The organism is uncultured Roseobacter sp. (assembly GCF_947501835.1).
GTDB lineage: Bacteria > Pseudomonadota > Alphaproteobacteria > Rhodobacterales > Rhodobacteraceae > Roseobacter.
Map to the genome: position 1 here is coordinate 148,787 of NZ_CANMXR010000008.1, position 16,388 is coordinate 165,174.

Genomic DNA, 16,388 nt, shown 5'->3' on the forward strand with positions numbered 1-16,388 from the left:
CGCGGCTCTCGCGCGCTTTTCCGTTGTGAGGACGCGGGACATCATGCGCCGTTTGGCTTTTCTATTGACCTTTGGACTGGGCGGGGCAGCGATCCTGATCAGCCTTGGGATATGGCAGGTTCAGCGCCTTGCGTGGAAGGAAGGCGTGATTGCCAATATCGAAGCCCGCATCGCGGATGCACCTGTTCCCTTGCCTGCCACACCCGATGCCGCCACAGACAGCTATTTGCCGGTGACCGTAACGGGCCGCCTTGGCGCGCCTTATCTGCGGGTCCTGGTATCGAAAAAGCAGGTGGGCGCAGGGTATCGCATCATCCGCCCGATGCTGCGCGCGGAGGGGGATATCCTCATCGACATGGGCTTTGTGTCCGTCGCGGATGCTGACGGTCTAACTTTTGAGGAAGGCCCGCCCCTCACTGTCACCGGCAATCTGCAATGGCCGCAGGAAACGGACAGCTATACCCCCGCCCCCGATCTGGCGGAGAACATCTGGTTCGCGCGTGATGTGCCCGCCATGGCCGCAGCGCTCGACACCGAACCGGTGCTGGTCGTGCGTCGCGATGCGCCGCAATCAGGCGGTCCCGTGACGCCAATGCCGGTAGACACCGCCGCCATTCCCAACGATCACTTGCAATACGCGATCACCTGGTTCTCTTTGTCCGCCATCTGGCTGGCAATGACCGCAATCTTTCTGCGCCGCAAACCCGGCACCAACAAAAGCTGACACTCATGCGTTATATCTCCACGAGGGGCACTGCGCCCGTTCTGAATTTCGAAGAAGCCATGCTGACAGGTCTTGCCCGCGACGGCGGGCTTTATGTGCCGGAGACGATTCCGCAGATGACGGCGGCGGAAATTTCCCGGCTGGAGGGGTTGAGCTATGAGGCGATTGCCTACCGCGTGATGCGACCCTTTGTGGGAGACGTTTTCACCGACGATGAATTCGAAGGGATCATCGACCGCGCCTATGCGGGGTTTGGCCACGCCACCCGCGCGCCTTTGGTGCAGCTCGATCAGGGGCATTTTCTGCTGGAGCTGTTTCACGGCCCGACGCTGGCCTTCAAGGACTTCGCCATGCAGCTCATTGGCCAGATGTTCCAGACGGCCTTGGGCCGTAAGGGCGAGCGGGTGACCATCGTGGGGGCCACATCCGGCGACACCGGCTCGGCGGCCATCGAGGCGTTTCGGGGTCTCGACAACGTCGATGTCTTTATCCTCTACCCGCACGGGCGCATCTCGGAGGTGCAGCGGCGGCAGATGACCACCCCCACCGAATCCAATGTGCACGCCTTGGCGATGGATGGCGACTTCGACGACTGTCAGGCGCGTCTGAAGGACATGTTCAACGATTTTGAATTCCGCGATGCGGTGAAGCTCGCGGGCGTGAATTCGATCAACTGGGGCCGGGTGCTGGCGCAAGTGGTCTATTACTTCTCCGCTGCCGTCTCTCTTGGCGCGCCGCACCGCCAGGTCAGCTTCACGGTGCCCACGGGCAATTTCGGTGACATCTTCGCGGGCTATATCGCCAAGCGCATGGGGCTACCCATCGACAAGCTGGTGGTGGCAACCAACCAGAACGACATCCTTGATCGCTGCCTGAAAGGGCAGGGGTACCATAAGGGGGAAACCGTGCCGTCGATCAGCCCGTCGATGGACATTCAGGTCTCCTCCAACTTTGAGCGCGCCCTGTTTGACGCCTATGATCGGGATGGCAATGCGATCAAACAACTGATGGAAGAATTGAAAGCGGGTGGGTTTGAGGTCAGCCAGGGCGCGATGCAGGTGCTACAATCGCATTATATCTCCGGGCGCGCCACGGAGACCGAAACCATGGCGACCATTGCCGCCGCGCTCAAGACCACGGGCGAGTTGCTCTGCCCGCATACCGCCGTGGGCGTGAAGGTCGCGGATGAAACCCGCGAGACCGGCACGCCTATGATCACGCTGGCCACGGCCCACCCGGCGAAGTTTCCTGACGCAGTGGAAGAAGCCTCAGGCCAACACCCCCCCTTGCCCCCGCGCATGGCAGACCTGTATGAACGCGCGGAACGGGTGAGCCGGGTGCCAAATGATCTGGCAGCGCTCACCGCGCATATCAAAGGGCAGATACCTGCGTGACACTGAACCAACACCGCCTGTCAAACGGCTTCCGCATCGTAACCGAAGAAATGCCCGGTCTGGCCTCTGCCTCTGTCGGGGTCTGGGTCACCGCCGGCGCGCGGCATGAGACGCCTGCCCAGAACGGGATTGCGCATTTTCTGGAGCATATGGCCTTCAAAGGCACCAAGCGCCGCACGGCATTGCAGATCGCGGAAAGCATCGAGGATGTGGGGGGCTATATCAACGCCTATACCAGCCGCGAGGTGACAGCTTATTACGCGCGGGTGTTGCGATCCGATGTGCCGCTGGCGCTGGATGTCATCGCTGATATTCTGCTGAACCCGACACTGGAGGAAAGTGAGATCGAGGTGGAGCGCGGCGTGATCCTGCAGGAGATTGGCCAGGCGCTCGACACACCGGATGACGTGATTTTCGACTGGTTGCAAGAAGAAGCCTACCCCGATCATCCCATGGGTCGCACCATTCTGGGCCCCAGCGAGCGTGTGGCGAATTTCACCCGCGCGGATTTGCAGGGGTTCATCAAGCAGCACTACGGGCCGGAACAGATGATCCTGTCGGCGGCTGGGGCCGTGGACCATGAGGCGATTGTCAAACTGGCGGAAAAGCTTTTTGGCGGCATGGAAAACAAACCCGCCTTTGATGTGGATGCGGCGCGGTTCACCGGTGGCGAGCGGCGCCAGACCAAGGCGTTGGAACAGGCACATTTTGCACTGGCGTTTGAGAGCCCAGGGTACCGCGAAGACATGATCTATACCGCGCAGATCTATGCCTCGGCCCTGGGCGGCGGTATGTCGAGCCGCCTGTTTCAGGAAATCCGGGAAAACCGCGGCCTGTGCTATTCGATCTTTGCGCAGGCCGGAGCCTATGCGGATACGGGCATGACCACGATCTATGCGGGTACCTCGGCTGAGCAGCTGCCGCAGCTGGCCGAGATTACAATCGATGAGATGAAACGGGCGGCCAGTGATATGTCCCCCGCGGAGGTTGCGCGCGCACGGGCGCAGATGAAGGCGGGATTGTTGATGGGTCTGGAAAGCCCGTCCAACCGCGCGGAACGGCTGGCGCGGCTGGTGCAAATCTGGGACCGTGTGCCCGCGCTGGAGGAGACGGTTGCGCTGATCGATGCGGTGACCACGGGCGATGTTCGTGAGTTCGCGGAAAGCATGGCGTCTGCCTCACCTGCGGCCCTGGCGCTTTATGGGCCGATTGATGCCGCCCCCAGCCTGGCGGAATTGCAGGCCCGTCGAGCCGCTTGATGCTGCGCGGGTTTCGCAAACTCAGGATCGAAACAGAGCGCATGACATTGCGCCCGCCGATCCATTCGGATTTTCGGGCCTGGACCGCGCTGCGTGTGCAAAGCAAGGATTATCTGACGTCGTGGGAGCCCAGTTGGGCAAAGGACCATCTGACGCGCAAGGCCTTCACCAATCGGGTCTATTGGGCGCAGAGATCTGTTTCCGGCGGCACCGCGATGCCGCTGTTTCTGATCCGGCGCCAGGACGATGCGCTGCTGGGGGCCATCACGCTGGATAATATTCGCCGGGGGCCCGCGCAGGCTGGCACCCTGGGGTATTGGACGGGGGAGCCATTTGCGCGGCAGGGGTACATGCGCGAGGCCATCACGGCGCTGGTGCATCACGCATTCACACAGTTGGACCTCAGCCGGATTGAAGCCGCCTGCCTACCGGAGAACGCAGCCTCGCGGGGCTTGTTAGAAACCTCCGGGTTCAAATATGAAGGCGTCGCGCAGAGTTACCTGCAGATCGACGGGCGCTGGCGCACACATGTGCTCTATGCCGCACTGCGCGGGGATCGCCGGGGCAAGACCGGCGCGGGTTAGCGGCGCGGCGGCGCCGCATGTGATGCAGGCGCCTTTTTCCAAAAGGCGCGTTTTGCCTCCGGCGGGGATATTTTGGGCCAGAAGAAACAGGGGATGTCTGATTTTCAGGCAATGGGCGGTGGCGTGCCATCTCTGCGCTTAAAATGTTCCGGAAATACCGGCAACTGCGCTATCCTTGTCGCCATGGGAGGAATGGCCATGCGGATCCGGATATTTGGTATCGTTTTGGGTGTGTTGGTGGCGCAAAGTGCTGTGGCGCAGGACCGCACGCCCAGTCACTGCGTCGCCCTGGCAGAAAATGCGCCAGGGTTGGAATACGTGGTGCCCGCAAGCCTCGGGCCCGTGGCCGATGAGACCGTGCGCATCCACTATATCACCCACGCCAGTTTTCTGATCCGCAGCCATGGCGGGCTGAACATGGTGACGGATTACACCGGGTTTACCGGGTCTGCGCCCTTCATTCCGGATGTGGTGACGATGAACCACGCCCATGACACGCATTGGACTGCGAACCCCGATCCGGCCATCCCGCATGTGTTGCCCGGATGGGGGCCGTTCGGCGAGGGCATATCGCACCACCTGGATCTGGGCGAAGTGCTGATCCGCAATGTGTCCACGGATATCCGGTCACAGTTTTCCGGGATTGAAACCAAGGGCAATTCAATCTTTGTGTTCGAATTGGCGGGCTTATGTGTCGGGCATCTGGGGCATCTGCACCACGAACCCGATGCTGCGCAATACGCGGCACTTGGCCGTCTGGACGTGGTGATGGCCCCGGTCGACGGTGGCTATACGCTCGATTTACCGACGATGATCCGGGTTTTGAAACGGTTGCGTTCCTCCGTGGTGATCCCGATGCATTGGTTTTCACTCTTTGCGCTGGATGATTTTTTGGCGGGCATGTCGGATGATTTTGCGGTTGTCGAGGTCGGTGGCCCGTCGTTGGATATGTCGCTGGACCGATTGCCGGGGCGACCCACGGTGATGGTCCTGCGTCCCGCCTGGCTCTCGGAGCCGTAGTCCCCGCTTGCATCGTCGCGCGCGGCGGGGGATCAATGCGCATGAGTTTGACGCCAGCCGATTCCGCCTTCGCCACCCTTTTGAATGAGAACCTGCCGAAGGGGACACTTCGGGAGACCGAACCACGGTATCTGGAAGAGCCGCGTGGCCGCTGGCAGGGGCGCACAACTTTTGTGGCCTTGCCCAGAACCGCGGAAGAGGTCGCTAGAATCGTGAAGTTGGCCGCGCAGGAACGTGTGGGGATTGTGCCCTATGGTGGTGGCACCGGCCTCGTGGGGGGGCAAATCTCGCCCGAAGGGCCCTTGCCGCTGATCCTTTCGCTGGAGCGCATGTCTGCGGTGCGCAGTCTTCATCCGGAAGAAAACGTCCTGATCTGCGAGGCAGGCACTGTATTGGCGGAGGTGCAGGCAGCCGCCGAGGGTGTTGGCCGCCTGTTTCCTCTGTCGCTGGCCTCGGAAGGCTCTGCACGGATCGGCGGGAACCTGGCGACCAATGCGGGCGGCACGGCGGTGCTGCGCTATGGCAATACCCGTGATCTGTGTCTGGGGTTGGAGGCGGTATTGCCCGATGGGCAGATCTGGCACGGCTTGAAAAGGTTGCGCAAGGACAACACGGGCTATGATTTGAGGCATCTGTTGATCGGATCGGAAGGAACGTTGGGCATTATTACCGCTGCCGCTTTGAAGCTAAGTCCGCGCCCGACGGCATCGGGTACCGCAATCTTTGTGGTGCCGTCACCGGCGGCGGCGCTGTCGCTCTTGGCGCTGGCGCAGGCGCAGTTAGGGGAGATGGTCAGCGGCTTTGAATTGATCAGTGGGCAGGGGTTGGCATTTCTGGCCGAGACGGTGCCCGAGGTGCGCCAGCCCTTTGAGACCGCGCCGACATGGTCGGTTTTGATCGAGATTGGCCTCGTCGCAGGATTGGATCCGCAGGAGGCCTTGGCACATGTCTTCGAGGGGGCCGCTGACCAGGGCCTTGCGCTGGACGGTGTGATTGCCCAAAGCGCGCAGCAATCGGATGCGTTCTGGTCGGTGCGCGAGCATATTCCGGAAGCCAACAAGCGGGTGGGCGCCATCATTTCCAGCGATGTGTCGGTGCCGCTGGGCGGCATCCCTGAGTTCATTTCGCGTGGCGAAGAATTGATTGCACGGGTGGGGTCGTTCCGGATCAACTGCTTTGGCCATGTGGGGGATGGGAACCTGCATTACAACATCTTTGCTCTGCCGGGGGAGCGGGCATCTGATCATACCAACCAGCGCGCGGAGTTGCAGCGGATTGTGCATGACCTGGCGCATGAAATGGGCGGCTCGGTCAGTGCCGAGCATGGCATTGGGCGGCTGAAGGTGGCGGATCTGCAACGCTACGGCGATCCCGCGAAACTCGCGGCCATGCGCGCGATCAAAGCCGCCCTTGACCCGTTGGGGATCATGAACCCGGGCGCAGTCCTCAAGACATGAGGCGCTGACGCGCCGTACGATGTTTTTCAAATCCCTCCGGGATTTGGTTTTGGCGCCTGGATCAAAGGCCGTCGAAGGCGCAGAGCGCGTGCACTTCCATGCCCATGGCTTCAAGCTTGGCCCGCCCGCCCAGTTCCGGCAGATCAATGATGAAAGCGGTGGAGATGATTTCGCCGCCTAGACGTTCGATCAGCTTGATCCCAGCCTCCGCTGTGCCGCCGGTGGCGAGCAGGTCATCGACGACGAGCACTTTCTCTCCCGGTTGGATGGCGTCATCGTGGATTTCGACAATCGCCTCGCCGTATTCGAGCTTATAGTCCTGGCTGATCGTGGTGCCGGGCAGCTTGCCTTTCTTGCGGATGGGCACGAAGCCGACCGAAAGCTGATGCGCGATGGCGCCGCCGAGGATGAAACCGCGTGCTTCCAGGCCCACGACCTTGTCGATTTCCAGCCCGGCGTAGGGGTGCAGCATCTGGTCAATCGCCATGCGAAACCCGCGCGGATCGGCAAAAAGCGTGGTGACATCGCGGAACATGATCCCTTCGTGCGGGAAGTCGACGATGGTGCGGATGTAATCCTGAACAGTTTTCATGAAATCTCTTTCAGTTAGCGCGGCGCAGGGTGGCGGTCAGCACCCCCATGCCGATCAAAGTTGCACCGCCTGCGCGGGTGATCCAGGTCAAAATGGCCGGGCGTGCAATCACCCGCCTGAGCCTGTCTGCCAGCAGCGCATAGGCCAGCGCGTTCACGGCGGCCAGCGTGACAAATGTTGCTGTGAGAATGATAAATTGCGGGATCAGCGGTGCCTCGGGGCGCAGAAACTGCGGTACGAAAGCGATGAAAAATGCAATTGATTTTGGGTTTAATGCCGTGACCGCCGCAGTATGCCGGAAGACCCCGCGCGCATTGATCTGCGCGGATTGTGGCGCCAGACCCTTGCTGGGCGCGGACCGGATCAGCTTGAAGCCCAGCCAGACGAGATAGACCGCGCCGACCCATTTCAACACCGTGAAAAGGGTCGCGGATGCCAGAACCAGGGCGCCGAGCCCGGCCAGCGATGCCGTCATCGCTATAAGATCGCCAAAGGCCACACCTGCGGCAGAGGCCACAGCAACCGAGCGCCCTTTGGACAAGGCATAGCTGAGCACCAACAGGACCGTCGGGCCGGGAATGAGCAACAAAGCGGTGGAAGCGGCGACGAAAGTCAGCCAAAGATCAAGGGGCATGGGCAGGGTCCATAATTACACGCGCCAGTCGTTCCAGATTGCACATAAAACTTCAAGCCATACGAATGTGATCTTTGTCACAGACAATTTCCCGCATACGTGGAATCAATAGGTTACTGTCACAATTTAATTTAACTTGGAGATTTCGTCATGCGTATGATTTCTACGCTAACAGCAGCAATTTTCCTATCTTCTGCCGTCGCGGCCTACGCGGCTTGTCCGGAGGGATACTACAACTGCGGTAGTAACCTGTGTTGCCCCCAATGACCGATGTCAGCACGGAACCCACTGAGGAAAAGCCCAAAAAACGCTGGAAGTTTGATTACAAGTTCTGGACGATTGCCAGCATGGTCGGGGTTGTTTTGGCCTTTAACGTTGTGGAAACGCTCGTTTTGGATGCGGATGAGGATGACATTGGATATGCGCGACTGATCGTGCAGGCCAACCGCGTCAGCAATCCCAATCCCGGCGATGTCTATGTGTTCAACCACGAGATCAATGATTTTGTTGAGAGCAAGGTGTGTTCCCTGCAGCAATTCTCAACGAATTTCGTGGCTGTCGAAGACAAACTGTCCGCGCATAATGTTCTGGGAACGCGGGTCAATAAGACGATGGCGTCAGTCAGCGAATGGGTAGGCGAAAAGATCACCGGCTTTGCAAAAGTGGAATCGCCCGAGCGTGAGTGGGTCTATTCCAAAACGCACCGCCCTGCGGTGAATGCGCCGATGGATCCGGCCTGTTTGCAGACCGTTGTTGCGGTGGCCGCAAACATCACCCTGACGCCCTTCGTGGTGGACTCGATCTACGAAGTGCGGGATGCGGAAAGTGAATCGAGATGGGTGCGCTTTGCAAACCCGCTGATGATCGATCCGGGCACCTGCACGGAATGTCCACAGCCCAAGACCTTGCGGGACATCGTTCACGCGGATGCCTTCACCCGCATGAAAGTCGATTGGAATATTGTAAAGATCAACTGATATGTGTGTGAGCTTTTGACTGGCGTAGGCATGACCCCCTACGCCAGTATTCTTTTTGCAACGGCATCCAGTTTTGCCATAACTATCGGATCGCGCGCTTCCGGCGCGGTCAGGATGGCGTGTTCAAGAGCCCGGTCACACCCATGCGGGCAGGGCAGACGCTCCTTTCCCAACAGGGCAGGCAGGCGGCGCACCAGATCGCGGCCCTTATCAGCATTCCCCATCAAGGTCGCAATGATCTGTGTGACATCAACCTCACCATGTTCGGGGTGCCAGCTGTCATAGTCGGTGATCATGGCCACGGAGGCGTAGCAAAGCTCGGCCTCGCGGGCGAGTTTGGCCTCTGGCATATTGGTCATCCCGATCACATCGGCCCCCCAGCTTTCGCGGTACATCTTCGACTCCGCCAGGGTGGAGAATTGCGGCCCTTCCATGGCCAGATAGGTGCCGCCCTTGTGGACTGTGATGCCAGCATCCTTTGCGGCGCTCTCGCAGGCTTCCGTCAAGCGCGGGCAGGTGGGATGTGCCACCGAGACATGCGCCACGCAGCCGGTGCCAAAGAACGATTTTTCGCGCGCAAAGGTTCGGTCAATGAATTGATCCACAAGCACAAAATCACCCGGTGCCATTTCTTCGCGAAAGGAGCCGCAGGCGGAAACGGAGATTACATCGGTGCAGCCCAGCCGTTTTAGCGCGTCGATATTTGCCCGGTAGGGCACCGTGGTGGGGCTGTGCACGTGACCGCGCCCGTGCCGGGGCAGAAAGGCCATCTCGGTGCCGTCCAACACCCCGGTCAGAATGGCATCGGAAGGCGCGCCCCATGGCGTGTCCACGGTTGTCCAACTGGCGTTTTCCAGCCCGTCGATGTCATAGATGCCAGAGCCGCCAATCACGGCGATTTTGGGTGCGGTCATGAACGGCTCCATTGTTTGTGTTTTGCGGATCGTGGCGAGATTGCCCGGAGAAATCAACCGGTCGTCGGGGTGGAAAAAGCGTGGATTTGTGCGCAATCCTGTGATCAGTCTGCAGGACCGTGTTTGTGAATTTCTTGACGCGGCGTCCGCGCGGCACAGGTATCTTTATCAAATCTTTACCATGATCTGGGAAAGCCTGCCCGGGGTTTTCATTCTGTTGGAAACCGTCTAGGCAACGCGCAAACGGGCCAGACAAGGGTCGGCCCGCCCTCTGAACAGAGTTTAGGATATTGAGAATGGCGCGGACAACGTTCAGCAGCTTTACAAAAAACCTTGCAATCACTGATTTGCGCTGGATGCCCGAGGATGGGTTTTCACTCGGCCGTCTGCGTATCGAGTTACTCTCGGGGCTGACGGTTGCCCTGGCGCTGGTGCCCGAAGCGGTCGCTTTTGCTTTCGTCGCCGGGGTGCATCCGCTGGTCGGGCTTTATGCGGCGTTTCTGGTGGGGTTGATCACCGCGCTGATCGGCGGGCGTCCTGGCATGATCTCCGGTGCAACCGGCGCGCTGGCCGTGGTCATGGTGGCGCTGGTGGCGCAGCACGGGGTCGAATACCTCTTTGCGACGGTGGTCTTGATGGGGCTTTTGCAGGTCTTTGCGGGCGTGATGCAGTGGGGCAAGTTCATCCGGCTGGTGCCGCATCCGGTGATGCTGGGATTTGTGAATGGTCTGGCGATCGTGATTTTCCTCGCACAACTGAGCCAGTTCAAGGTGCCCGGCACGATGGTCGATACCGGCCATGGCATGGGCGGGGGTGAATGGCTGAGCGGGCAGCCGCTGTTTCTGATGCTGACGCTGGTGGCCGCGACCATGGCGATCATCTGGGTGATGCCGCGGATCACACGCGCCGTTCCGGCACCGCTGGCGGGTATTGGTATCGTGGCCGCGGTGGTGATCGGCTTTGGCCTGGATGTGCCGCGTGTGGGCGATCTGGCCTCGATCGAGGGCGGTTTGCCGGCGTTGCATATTCCGATGGTGCCGCTGAATTGGGAAACCTTTGAGATTATCCTGCCCTATGCTGTCATTCTGGCGGCAATTGGCCTGATTGAGAGCCTGCTGACGCTGAATCTGGTCGGTGACATGACCAACCAGCGTGGCGGTGCGTCACAGGAATGTATTGCGCAGGGCGTGGCCAACACGGTGACAGGTTTCTTTGGCGGCATGGGCGGTTGTGCGATGATCGGCCAGTCGATGATCAATGTGAAATCCGGCGGTCGGACGCGGGTGGCGGGGATCGCTGCGGCTGTGTTTTTGCTGCTCTTTATTCTTGTGGGATCGTCGGTCATTGAGCTGATCCCATTGGCGGCCCTCGTGGGCGTGATGTTCATGGTGGTGATCGGGACCTTCGCCTGGAACAGTCTGACAATCCTGCGCAAGGTGCCCTTTACGGATGCTTTTGTGATCCTGCTGGTGACGGTTGTGACGGTGATGGAAGACCTTGCGGTTGCCGTGGTTGTGGGCGTGATCGTGAGCGCCCTGGCCTATGCCTGGAACAACGCCACGCGCATTCACGCGACAACGCGCGAGTCGCACACTGAAAAAGGGGCGAAGGTCTATGAGATCAACGGACCGCTGTTCTTTGGGTCGTCAGACGGGTTCATGGAGCTTTTTGACGTGGAGGGTGATCCTGACACGGTGATCGTTGATTTTGCTGAAAGCCGCGTGGTCGATCAATCGGCGCTGCAGGCTATTGAGGCCCTTGCCGCAAAATATGAAGAGGCGGGGAAAACGGTGATGCTGCGCCATTTGAGCCGGGATTGTCACAGCCTGCTGCTGAAAGCCGGTCAATTGATGATCGACAGCGACGATGATCCAGATTACGCGCTTGCGGTAGATTATTCGGTGCGTACCGGCATTCTGGGCGGTCACTGACGCCGGATGGCGCTATTGGCCTGCGGCCAAGGCGCCCCACCCGCCGTCCCATTTGCGATGTCCGGGAAGGCAGCGTGTGACCGGTTGAGCGGGCGTGTTGGGTTTTGCGTCGCCTCGGCGTGAGCAATTTGATCAGTATATTTTGAAGCTGGCGACAAAGGGCAGGTGGTCCGAAACCCCTTTGCGGAAAGCTTCGCGGCCCATGTCCATGGTCCAATGCATGGGAAACAACCTCAAACTACCCTTGATGTAATCGGTTGAGAAGTTGCGGCTGACCGCGAAGCCGTCGAGCAGGTTGGCGCGGCCTTTCTCAAGTATATGCGAAAAGCGATCCTGCAGATCCCATGACGAGACGAAGTCCATGGCGTCATCACCACCCAGGTGGTGGAAATTGGATACATCCTGCCCCGGGATCATGTTGAAATCCCCCATCAGGAAGATCGCACGGCGCTTCAATCCCGGCGTTTTGTGGATTTGTTCGATATAGTCGCCAATCACCTTGCATTGACTGTCGCGCATTTTCTGCTCCTGCCTGTCGCGCCCGGACTTCAGGTGCACGCCGATGACGATCGCCTTGAGCTTTGCTATCTTTATGTCCACGGCAAAGGCCTGGCGACCACCGGAATAATCGCCTTCTGATCCGGGGATGAACCGCGGGTTTGTCACCTCTATGCCCGGTTTGTGCAGAAAGCCGATGTGAATATTGCCGCTCTGCTGTGGCAGTATGGTGTGGTTGTATTCGACCCCGTATTTATTCAGCTTCTCAACCAACGTTTCGATGTAGTTGGCCGGCGAGACTTCGACCAGGGTGACGAATTCTGCGTCCAGAAGCGCCAGCCCTTCGGCTTGCCGTTCTGCCTTTTTCGAGCGGGCCGAAATACCCACGGGTTGACCAGGTCGGGAAAACCCCGCCAGGTTCCATACCGCCGCCCGAATGATGGAATGGTTGAAATTCGTCATAATGTCCTCCGCAAAATAAGTCGCGGGAGGTCACAATATCAATCTCACACCCGCGTGGCGGATAGTCTAGCACAGGTTGTAGTCACGTTGCGCAAGCATTTGAGCGCTCGGGTCACTCGTCCGGGCGCGCGAGTTCAAAAACCTCGGTGACGCGGGTGTAGTCGCGGTAGCCGAGGCGGCTCAGGGGCTGATAGGTGCGAATGTCAAAACGACCCTCTACCAAAGTGTCGTCGCGCAGGTGCACGCCAACAACTTCGCCCAAGACGACAAAGTTGCTCTCACCTTTCACCGCGACAATCTGGGTCATACGGCATTCCAGCGCGGCGGGCGCATCTGCGACACGGGCACAATCAATCTCGTTGCATTCGGTGGGGGTGATGCCCGCAGCCGTAAATTCATCCACGTCCTTGGGCAGCATCCCGGATGAAATATTCATCACATCCCGCATCGCGTATTCCACGATGTTGACGCAGAAAGCACCGGTTTCACGGATGTTGGCCACGGAATCCTTGGTGTCGCCCTGGTCTTCCTTGGCGCTGGTTGAGGCGAACATCACCTGCGGCGGCGTGTAGGCAACCGCATTGAAGAAAGAATAGGGCGCGAGATTGTTACGGCCCTGCACGTCTCTGCTGGAAATCCACCCGATCGGGCGAGGGGCGACAATGGCATTAAAGGGATTATGGGGCAGACCGTGGCCATCCTGAGGGCGGTAGAACATTGCAAACTCCTGAGTATTTGCAGCGGGTGTAGCGCATGTGCTAGGGCCGAGCCACCTGAAACCCAAGCTGGGGCCGCGCAGCCGCCGTGTATGAATTAAAACTGGAAACTGCGCGGGACGTGCATGAGGTCGAGGCGCTGTTTGACCTTTGTTTTGCGCCGGGGCGGGAGGCCTTGTCTTCCTATCGGTTGCGGGATGATGTGCCGTCGGTTGCGGCGCTTAATCAGGTGGCGCGCGACCCTGACGGTATCCTTGCGGGGGCGATCAGGTTCTGGCCGGTCTCAGTCGGCCGGGCGGACGCGTTATTGCTTGGTCCGGTGGCGGTGCACCCGACACGGCAGGGGGAGGGGTTGGCGGCCCAATTGATCCAGCATGCGATGGCGCGGGCTGCTGCGCGACAATGGGACCGGGTCATGCTGGTTGGCGATGCGCCTTATTACGCGCGTTTTGGGTTTGAAAAATTGAGCGGCGTCGTGATGCCCTCACCCACCAATCCAGACAGGGTTTTGGGCCATGCGCTGACCCCTTCCGCCTGGGAGGGGATCGCCGGAGACGTTACCCGTTGGGCCGGTGGGCGCGCATTGTCAGATTGAAATCCGTGCGATTGGCCCCCACTTTGTCAGGTAAAGGGGCATGATCATGGAAGATATTTCAAACGTGGTGTCGATTGATGTCGAGGCGGAGCTCGATGCGCTTGCAGAGCGCTATAGGCGCGCAGGGGGCGGGGCAATTAACCTGCTAAACGTCATCGGCGGACGTGCCGAAGGTCTTCTGGACAGGCTCCCCCAGGCGGCGCAGTCCGGGCTTCAGGATGCGACACGCCGGGCATTGGAACAGGCCCTGAAGGCGGCACAATCCAGCCGCGATGTCGTGCCCGACCAGAAAAGCTGGCTCAATACGACCGTCGGGGCTGCGATGGGCGCGGTTGGTGGCGTTGGAGGGCTGCCCACGGCCTTGGCGGAACTGCCTGTGACAACCACGCTTTTGCTGCGGATCATTCAGGGCGTGGCTGTGGAATATGATTTTGATCCGAACTCTGAAAGCGTGCAATTTGATTGCATTGAGGTCTTTGCCTCGGCTGGACCCCTCGCAGATGACGATGGCGCGGATCTCGGCTTTTTGTCGGCGCGTGTGACCCTTACGGGAGCCGCTTTGCAAGGGATCATTGCGCGTGTCGCGCCCCGTCTGGCCACGGTCCTGGGACAGAAGCTTGCCGCCCAAACCGTGCCGGTGCTGGGCGCGGTTGCCGGGGCCGCGACAAACTATGCCTACACCAATTATTATCAGGAAATGGCGCATGTGCATTTTGGCCTGCGCAAGCTTGCCATTGACGCGGATGTGCCGGTGGAAACCCTTGCCGCACAACTACGGGCCCGGATGCAATCACGCGCAGTACGCTAACTACCTACAGGACAAGTGAAATCACAATATCCTGTGGGTATTTTCAATCTGAGGACCATAGATTGTTGGCAAGACAGTGCGATTCGGGCATATTTTACTCAAAAGGCAATCGCTCCGTTCCCTGCTCTTATTTGTCGGCTTGCCCCGCGTATGATTAAACAATTGCCCATATCGCTCTCTGGTGCCCGGAAACGGGACGTGCGAACACAATTTGCAGCTTTGTGCTACCGGGTCAGGAAGGGCAAGATACAGGTTCTGATGATCACCTCGCGCGGTACGCAGCGTTGGATTGTACCAAAAGGCTGGCCGATGGATGGGCGCACACCGGCGGAATCAGCGATGCAGGAGGCCTGGGAAGAGGCGGGCGTGCGCGGCAAATCGGATGGGCGATGTCTGGGTATTTATTCCTTCAGCAAAGACGCGGATGATCTGGGTGCACTGCCCTGTCTGGCCATGGTTTACGCGGTGGACGTCGAGCATTTGGCGGATGAATTCCCCGAAGCAGGGCAGCGAAAGCGCAGCTGGATGAGCCGGAAAAAAGCCGCGCGTTTGGTGGAAGAGCCTGAATTGGCGAGCATTTTGCGCGACTTCGACCCGCGCACAGCCACCGGAAATCCTTGACGCCACAGCAAAAGCGCCCCATTTCGTAAAGGGATGGTAAAGACTTACGGAGTATTTTGCGCCGGATGATCCAATATGCGCTTAAATGTGACAAAGAACACGCATTTGACAGCTGGTTTCAATCGGCTGAAGCGTTTGATGCGCTGAAGTCGGGCGGCCATTTGTCCTGCGCGGTCTGCGGCAGCAGCGATGTCAGCAAGGCCATCATGGCACCGCGGGTGGCCACGGTATCCGAGGAAAAGGCCGACAAACCGCTGCAGAAGGTCGAGACGGATCAGGAAAAGGCACTGACCGAACTGCGCCGCCACGTCGAGGAAAATGCTGACTATGTCGGACCGCGTTTTGCCGAGGAAGCACGCTCAATGTATCTGGGCACGACGCCGGAGCGCGCGATCTACGGCGAAGCCAATGGCGCAGAAGCTAAGGCATTGATTGAGGATGGGGTGCCGGTGGCGCCATTGCCGTTTTTACCGAACCGAAAGGCGAACTGACCGCATGACTGTTGTGATAACCGGGGCCAGCCGCGGCATTGGGGCGGGGCTGGTTGCCGCCTATGCTGCGCGCGGTGAGGATGTGATCGGAACAACCCGCACCGGGGCGCATGCGCTTGAGGTCACTGATCCGGCAAGCCACGCGGCGTTTGCGGCGGGTCTGCAGGGACGCGCGGTTGATTTGCTCGTGTGCAACGCCGGTGTTTACCTCGACAAGAACGAGGGTTTGGAAGGCGGATTTCCTGCTGATCAGTGGGCGCAGAGTTTCGCCGTCAACGTGACGGGCGTTTTCCTGACTGTGCAGGCGCTGTTGCCCAATCTACGGGGGGCAGAGATCCCGAAGATCGCGGTCATTTCGTCGCAAATGGGATCATCCGAGCGTGCCCCGGGCGGCAGCTATATTTATCGTGCTTCTAAGGCGGCAGCGCTGAACCTTGGCCGTAATCTGGCGACGGATTTGAAATCCGAAGGTATCGCTGTGGGTATTTACCATCCGGGATGGGTGAAAACGGATATGGGAACCGCTTCGGCGGAAATTACCGTGGACGAGGCCGTTGATGGGCTCATGGCCCGGTTTGACGCGCTTGATCTTGCGCGCACGGGTGTCTTTGAAACCTGGGACGGGCGTCCCCACGCCTATTGATCTTGATCCAAAGGCGGCGGCTGGCGCCGCCACATGATGCTGTCAGCTGCGTTCCGCAGCTGGATGGG

At 59.5% G+C, this 16,388-nt stretch carries 19 protein-coding genes; 14 read left to right on the top strand and 5 right to left on the bottom strand.

The window, feature by feature from the left end; translation table 11 throughout:
* The first annotated feature begins 43 nt into the window (after positions 1–43).
* The 6 genes from Q1A20_RS17155 (at position 44) to Q1A20_RS17180 (ending at position 6,438) form a co-directional block, all read left to right on the top strand.
* On the top strand, positions 44–724 hold the full coding sequence (locus tag Q1A20_RS17155) for an SURF1 family protein (protein WP_299917815.1): 681 nt from the start codon (positions 44–46) through the stop codon (positions 722–724).
* Between the two features lie 5 nt (positions 725–729).
* Entirely contained in the window at positions 730–2,118 is a 1,389-nt protein-coding gene (gene thrC / locus Q1A20_RS17160; RefSeq protein ID WP_299406185.1) for a threonine synthase, read from the top strand.
* Positions 2,115–3,377 (top strand): pitrilysin family protein, encoded by a 1,263-nt coding sequence (locus Q1A20_RS17165; protein ID WP_299406182.1) that lies wholly within the window; start codon positions 2,115–2,117, stop codon positions 3,375–3,377. The genes thrC and Q1A20_RS17165 overlap by 4 nt, the downstream gene beginning before the upstream one ends.
* Entirely contained in the window at positions 3,377–3,961 is a 585-nt protein-coding gene (locus tag Q1A20_RS17170) for a GNAT family protein (protein ID WP_298972253.1), read from the top strand. The genes Q1A20_RS17165 and Q1A20_RS17170 overlap by 1 nt, the downstream gene beginning before the upstream one ends.
* A 192-nt stretch (positions 3,962–4,153) precedes the next feature.
* Positions 4,154–4,981: an MBL fold metallo-hydrolase gene (locus Q1A20_RS17175; protein WP_299406180.1), complete on the top strand. Its 828-nt coding sequence runs from the start codon at positions 4,154–4,156 to the stop codon at positions 4,979–4,981.
* 41 nt (positions 4,982–5,022) lie between these two features.
* Positions 5,023–6,438 carry an FAD-binding oxidoreductase gene (locus Q1A20_RS17180; protein WP_299406177.1) on the top strand — a complete coding sequence of 472 codons (1,416 nt, stop codon included), beginning with the start codon at positions 5,023–5,025 and terminating at the stop codon, positions 6,436–6,438.
* 61 nt (positions 6,439–6,499) lie between these two features.
* On the opposite strand, the gene Q1A20_RS17185 is transcribed toward Q1A20_RS17180, so the two are convergent.
* A complete protein-coding gene (locus Q1A20_RS17185; RefSeq protein WP_298972257.1) occupies positions 6,500–7,030 on the bottom strand; it encodes an adenine phosphoribosyltransferase in 531 nt (176 codons plus the stop codon).
* Positions 7,031–7,040: 10 nt separating this feature from the next.
* Positions 7,041–7,664, bottom strand: a complete 624-nt coding sequence (locus Q1A20_RS17190) for a LysE family translocator (protein ID WP_298972260.1) — start codon at positions 7,662–7,664, stop codon at positions 7,041–7,043.
* 263 nt (positions 7,665–7,927) lie between these two features.
* On the opposite strand from Q1A20_RS17190, the gene Q1A20_RS17195 reads away from it, so the two are divergent.
* Positions 7,928–8,641, top strand: coding sequence for a hypothetical protein (locus Q1A20_RS17195; protein WP_299406173.1), 714 nt, complete (start codon positions 7,928–7,930; stop codon positions 8,639–8,641).
* A gap of 38 nt (positions 8,642–8,679) precedes the next feature.
* Here Q1A20_RS17195 and Q1A20_RS17200 read toward each other — a convergent pair whose 3' ends face one another.
* Positions 8,680–9,555: an S-methyl-5'-thioadenosine phosphorylase gene (locus Q1A20_RS17200; RefSeq protein ID WP_299406171.1), complete on the bottom strand. Its 876-nt coding sequence runs from the start codon at positions 9,553–9,555 to the stop codon at positions 8,680–8,682.
* On the opposite strand from Q1A20_RS17200, the gene Q1A20_RS17205 reads away from it, so the two are divergent.
* Together Q1A20_RS17205 and Q1A20_RS17210 are read left to right on the top strand one after the other, a co-directional pair.
* Complete coding sequence (locus Q1A20_RS17205; RefSeq protein WP_298972268.1) at positions 9,554–9,787, top strand: hypothetical protein; 234 nt, start codon at positions 9,554–9,556, stop codon at positions 9,785–9,787. The genes Q1A20_RS17200 and Q1A20_RS17205 overlap by 2 nt on opposite strands.
* A gap of 64 nt (positions 9,788–9,851) precedes the next feature.
* Positions 9,852–11,486, top strand: coding sequence for a SulP family inorganic anion transporter (locus Q1A20_RS17210; protein WP_298972270.1), 1,635 nt, complete (start codon positions 9,852–9,854; stop codon positions 11,484–11,486).
* Between the two features lie 132 nt (positions 11,487–11,618).
* Here Q1A20_RS17210 and Q1A20_RS17215 read toward each other — a convergent pair whose 3' ends face one another.
* Positions 11,619–12,446: a GMP synthase gene (locus Q1A20_RS17215; RefSeq protein WP_299406167.1), complete on the bottom strand. Its 828-nt coding sequence runs from the start codon at positions 12,444–12,446 to the stop codon at positions 11,619–11,621.
* A 112-nt stretch (positions 12,447–12,558) separates the two neighbouring features.
* Positions 12,559–13,164, bottom strand: coding sequence for a flavin reductase family protein (locus Q1A20_RS17220; RefSeq protein WP_299917818.1), 606 nt, complete (start codon positions 13,162–13,164; stop codon positions 12,559–12,561).
* An 86-nt stretch (positions 13,165–13,250) separates the two neighbouring features.
* On the opposite strand from Q1A20_RS17220, the gene Q1A20_RS17225 reads away from it, so the two are divergent.
* The 5 genes from Q1A20_RS17225 to Q1A20_RS17245 all read left to right on the top strand — a co-directional run bounded on the left by Q1A20_RS17225 (position 13,251) and on the right by Q1A20_RS17245 (position 16,320).
* Positions 13,251–13,757, top strand: coding sequence for a GNAT family N-acetyltransferase (locus tag Q1A20_RS17225; protein ID WP_299406162.1), 507 nt, complete (start codon positions 13,251–13,253; stop codon positions 13,755–13,757).
* Positions 13,758–13,803: 46 nt separating this feature from the next.
* Positions 13,804–14,565 (top strand): EcsC family protein, encoded by a 762-nt coding sequence (locus Q1A20_RS17230; protein ID WP_299406160.1) that lies wholly within the window; start codon positions 13,804–13,806, stop codon positions 14,563–14,565.
* Between the two features lie 150 nt (positions 14,566–14,715).
* The gene (locus Q1A20_RS17235) at positions 14,716–15,186 is read left to right on the top strand and encodes an NUDIX hydrolase (RefSeq protein WP_299406157.1); all 471 of its coding nucleotides are present in this window, start codon (positions 14,716–14,718) and stop codon (positions 15,184–15,186) included.
* 65 nt (positions 15,187–15,251) lie between these two features.
* The gene (locus Q1A20_RS17240) at positions 15,252–15,677 is read left to right on the top strand and encodes a DUF1178 family protein (RefSeq protein ID WP_299406155.1); all 426 of its coding nucleotides are present in this window, start codon (positions 15,252–15,254) and stop codon (positions 15,675–15,677) included.
* A 4-nt stretch (positions 15,678–15,681) separates the two neighbouring features.
* Positions 15,682–16,320, top strand: a complete 639-nt coding sequence (locus Q1A20_RS17245; protein WP_299406152.1) for an SDR family NAD(P)-dependent oxidoreductase — start codon at positions 15,682–15,684, stop codon at positions 16,318–16,320.
* Positions 16,321–16,388 lie beyond the last annotated feature (68 nt).

What these genes read in the sequence shown, in the direction of transcription:
- Q1A20_RS17155 (WP_299917815.1), top strand. Translation starts at nt 44, where the DNA reads ATGCGCCGTTTGGCTTTTCTATTGACCTTTGGACTGGGCGGGGCAGCG.
- thrC (WP_299406185.1), top strand. Translation starts at nt 730, where the DNA reads ATGCGTTATATCTCCACGAGGGGCACTGCGCCCGTTCTGAATTTCGAA.
- Q1A20_RS17170 (WP_298972253.1), top strand. Translation starts at nt 3,377, where the DNA reads ATGCTGCGCGGGTTTCGCAAACTCAGGATCGAAACAGAGCGCATGACA.
- Q1A20_RS17175 (WP_299406180.1), top strand. Translation starts at nt 4,154, where the DNA reads ATGGCCATGCGGATCCGGATATTTGGTATCGTTTTGGGTGTGTTGGTG.
- Q1A20_RS17180 (WP_299406177.1), top strand. Translation starts at nt 5,023, where the DNA reads ATGAGTTTGACGCCAGCCGATTCCGCCTTCGCCACCCTTTTGAATGAG.
- Q1A20_RS17185 (WP_298972257.1), bottom strand. Translation starts at nt 7,030, where the DNA reads ATGAAAACTGTTCAGGATTACATCCGCACCATCGTCGACTTCCCGCAC.
- Q1A20_RS17190 (WP_298972260.1), bottom strand. Translation starts at nt 7,664, where the DNA reads ATGCCCCTTGATCTTTGGCTGACTTTCGTCGCCGCTTCCACCGCTTTG.
- Q1A20_RS17195 (WP_299406173.1), top strand. Translation starts at nt 7,928, where the DNA reads ATGACCGATGTCAGCACGGAACCCACTGAGGAAAAGCCCAAAAAACGC.
- Q1A20_RS17205 (WP_298972268.1), top strand. Translation starts at nt 9,554, where the DNA reads ATGAACGGCTCCATTGTTTGTGTTTTGCGGATCGTGGCGAGATTGCCC.
- Q1A20_RS17200 (WP_299406171.1), bottom strand. Translation starts at nt 9,555, where the DNA reads ATGACCGCACCCAAAATCGCCGTGATTGGCGGCTCTGGCATCTATGAC.
- Q1A20_RS17210 (WP_298972270.1), top strand. Translation starts at nt 9,852, where the DNA reads ATGGCGCGGACAACGTTCAGCAGCTTTACAAAAAACCTTGCAATCACT.
- Q1A20_RS17215 (WP_299406167.1), bottom strand. Translation starts at nt 12,446, where the DNA reads ATGACGAATTTCAACCATTCCATCATTCGGGCGGCGGTATGGAACCTG.
- Q1A20_RS17220 (WP_299917818.1), bottom strand. Translation starts at nt 13,164, where the DNA reads ATGTTCTACCGCCCTCAGGATGGCCACGGTCTGCCCCATAATCCCTTT.
- Q1A20_RS17230 (WP_299406160.1), top strand. Translation starts at nt 13,804, where the DNA reads ATGGAAGATATTTCAAACGTGGTGTCGATTGATGTCGAGGCGGAGCTC.
- Q1A20_RS17235 (WP_299406157.1), top strand. Translation starts at nt 14,716, where the DNA reads ATGATTAAACAATTGCCCATATCGCTCTCTGGTGCCCGGAAACGGGAC.
- Q1A20_RS17240 (WP_299406155.1), top strand. Translation starts at nt 15,252, where the DNA reads ATGATCCAATATGCGCTTAAATGTGACAAAGAACACGCATTTGACAGC.
- Q1A20_RS17245 (WP_299406152.1), top strand. Translation starts at nt 15,682, where the DNA reads ATGACTGTTGTGATAACCGGGGCCAGCCGCGGCATTGGGGCGGGGCTG.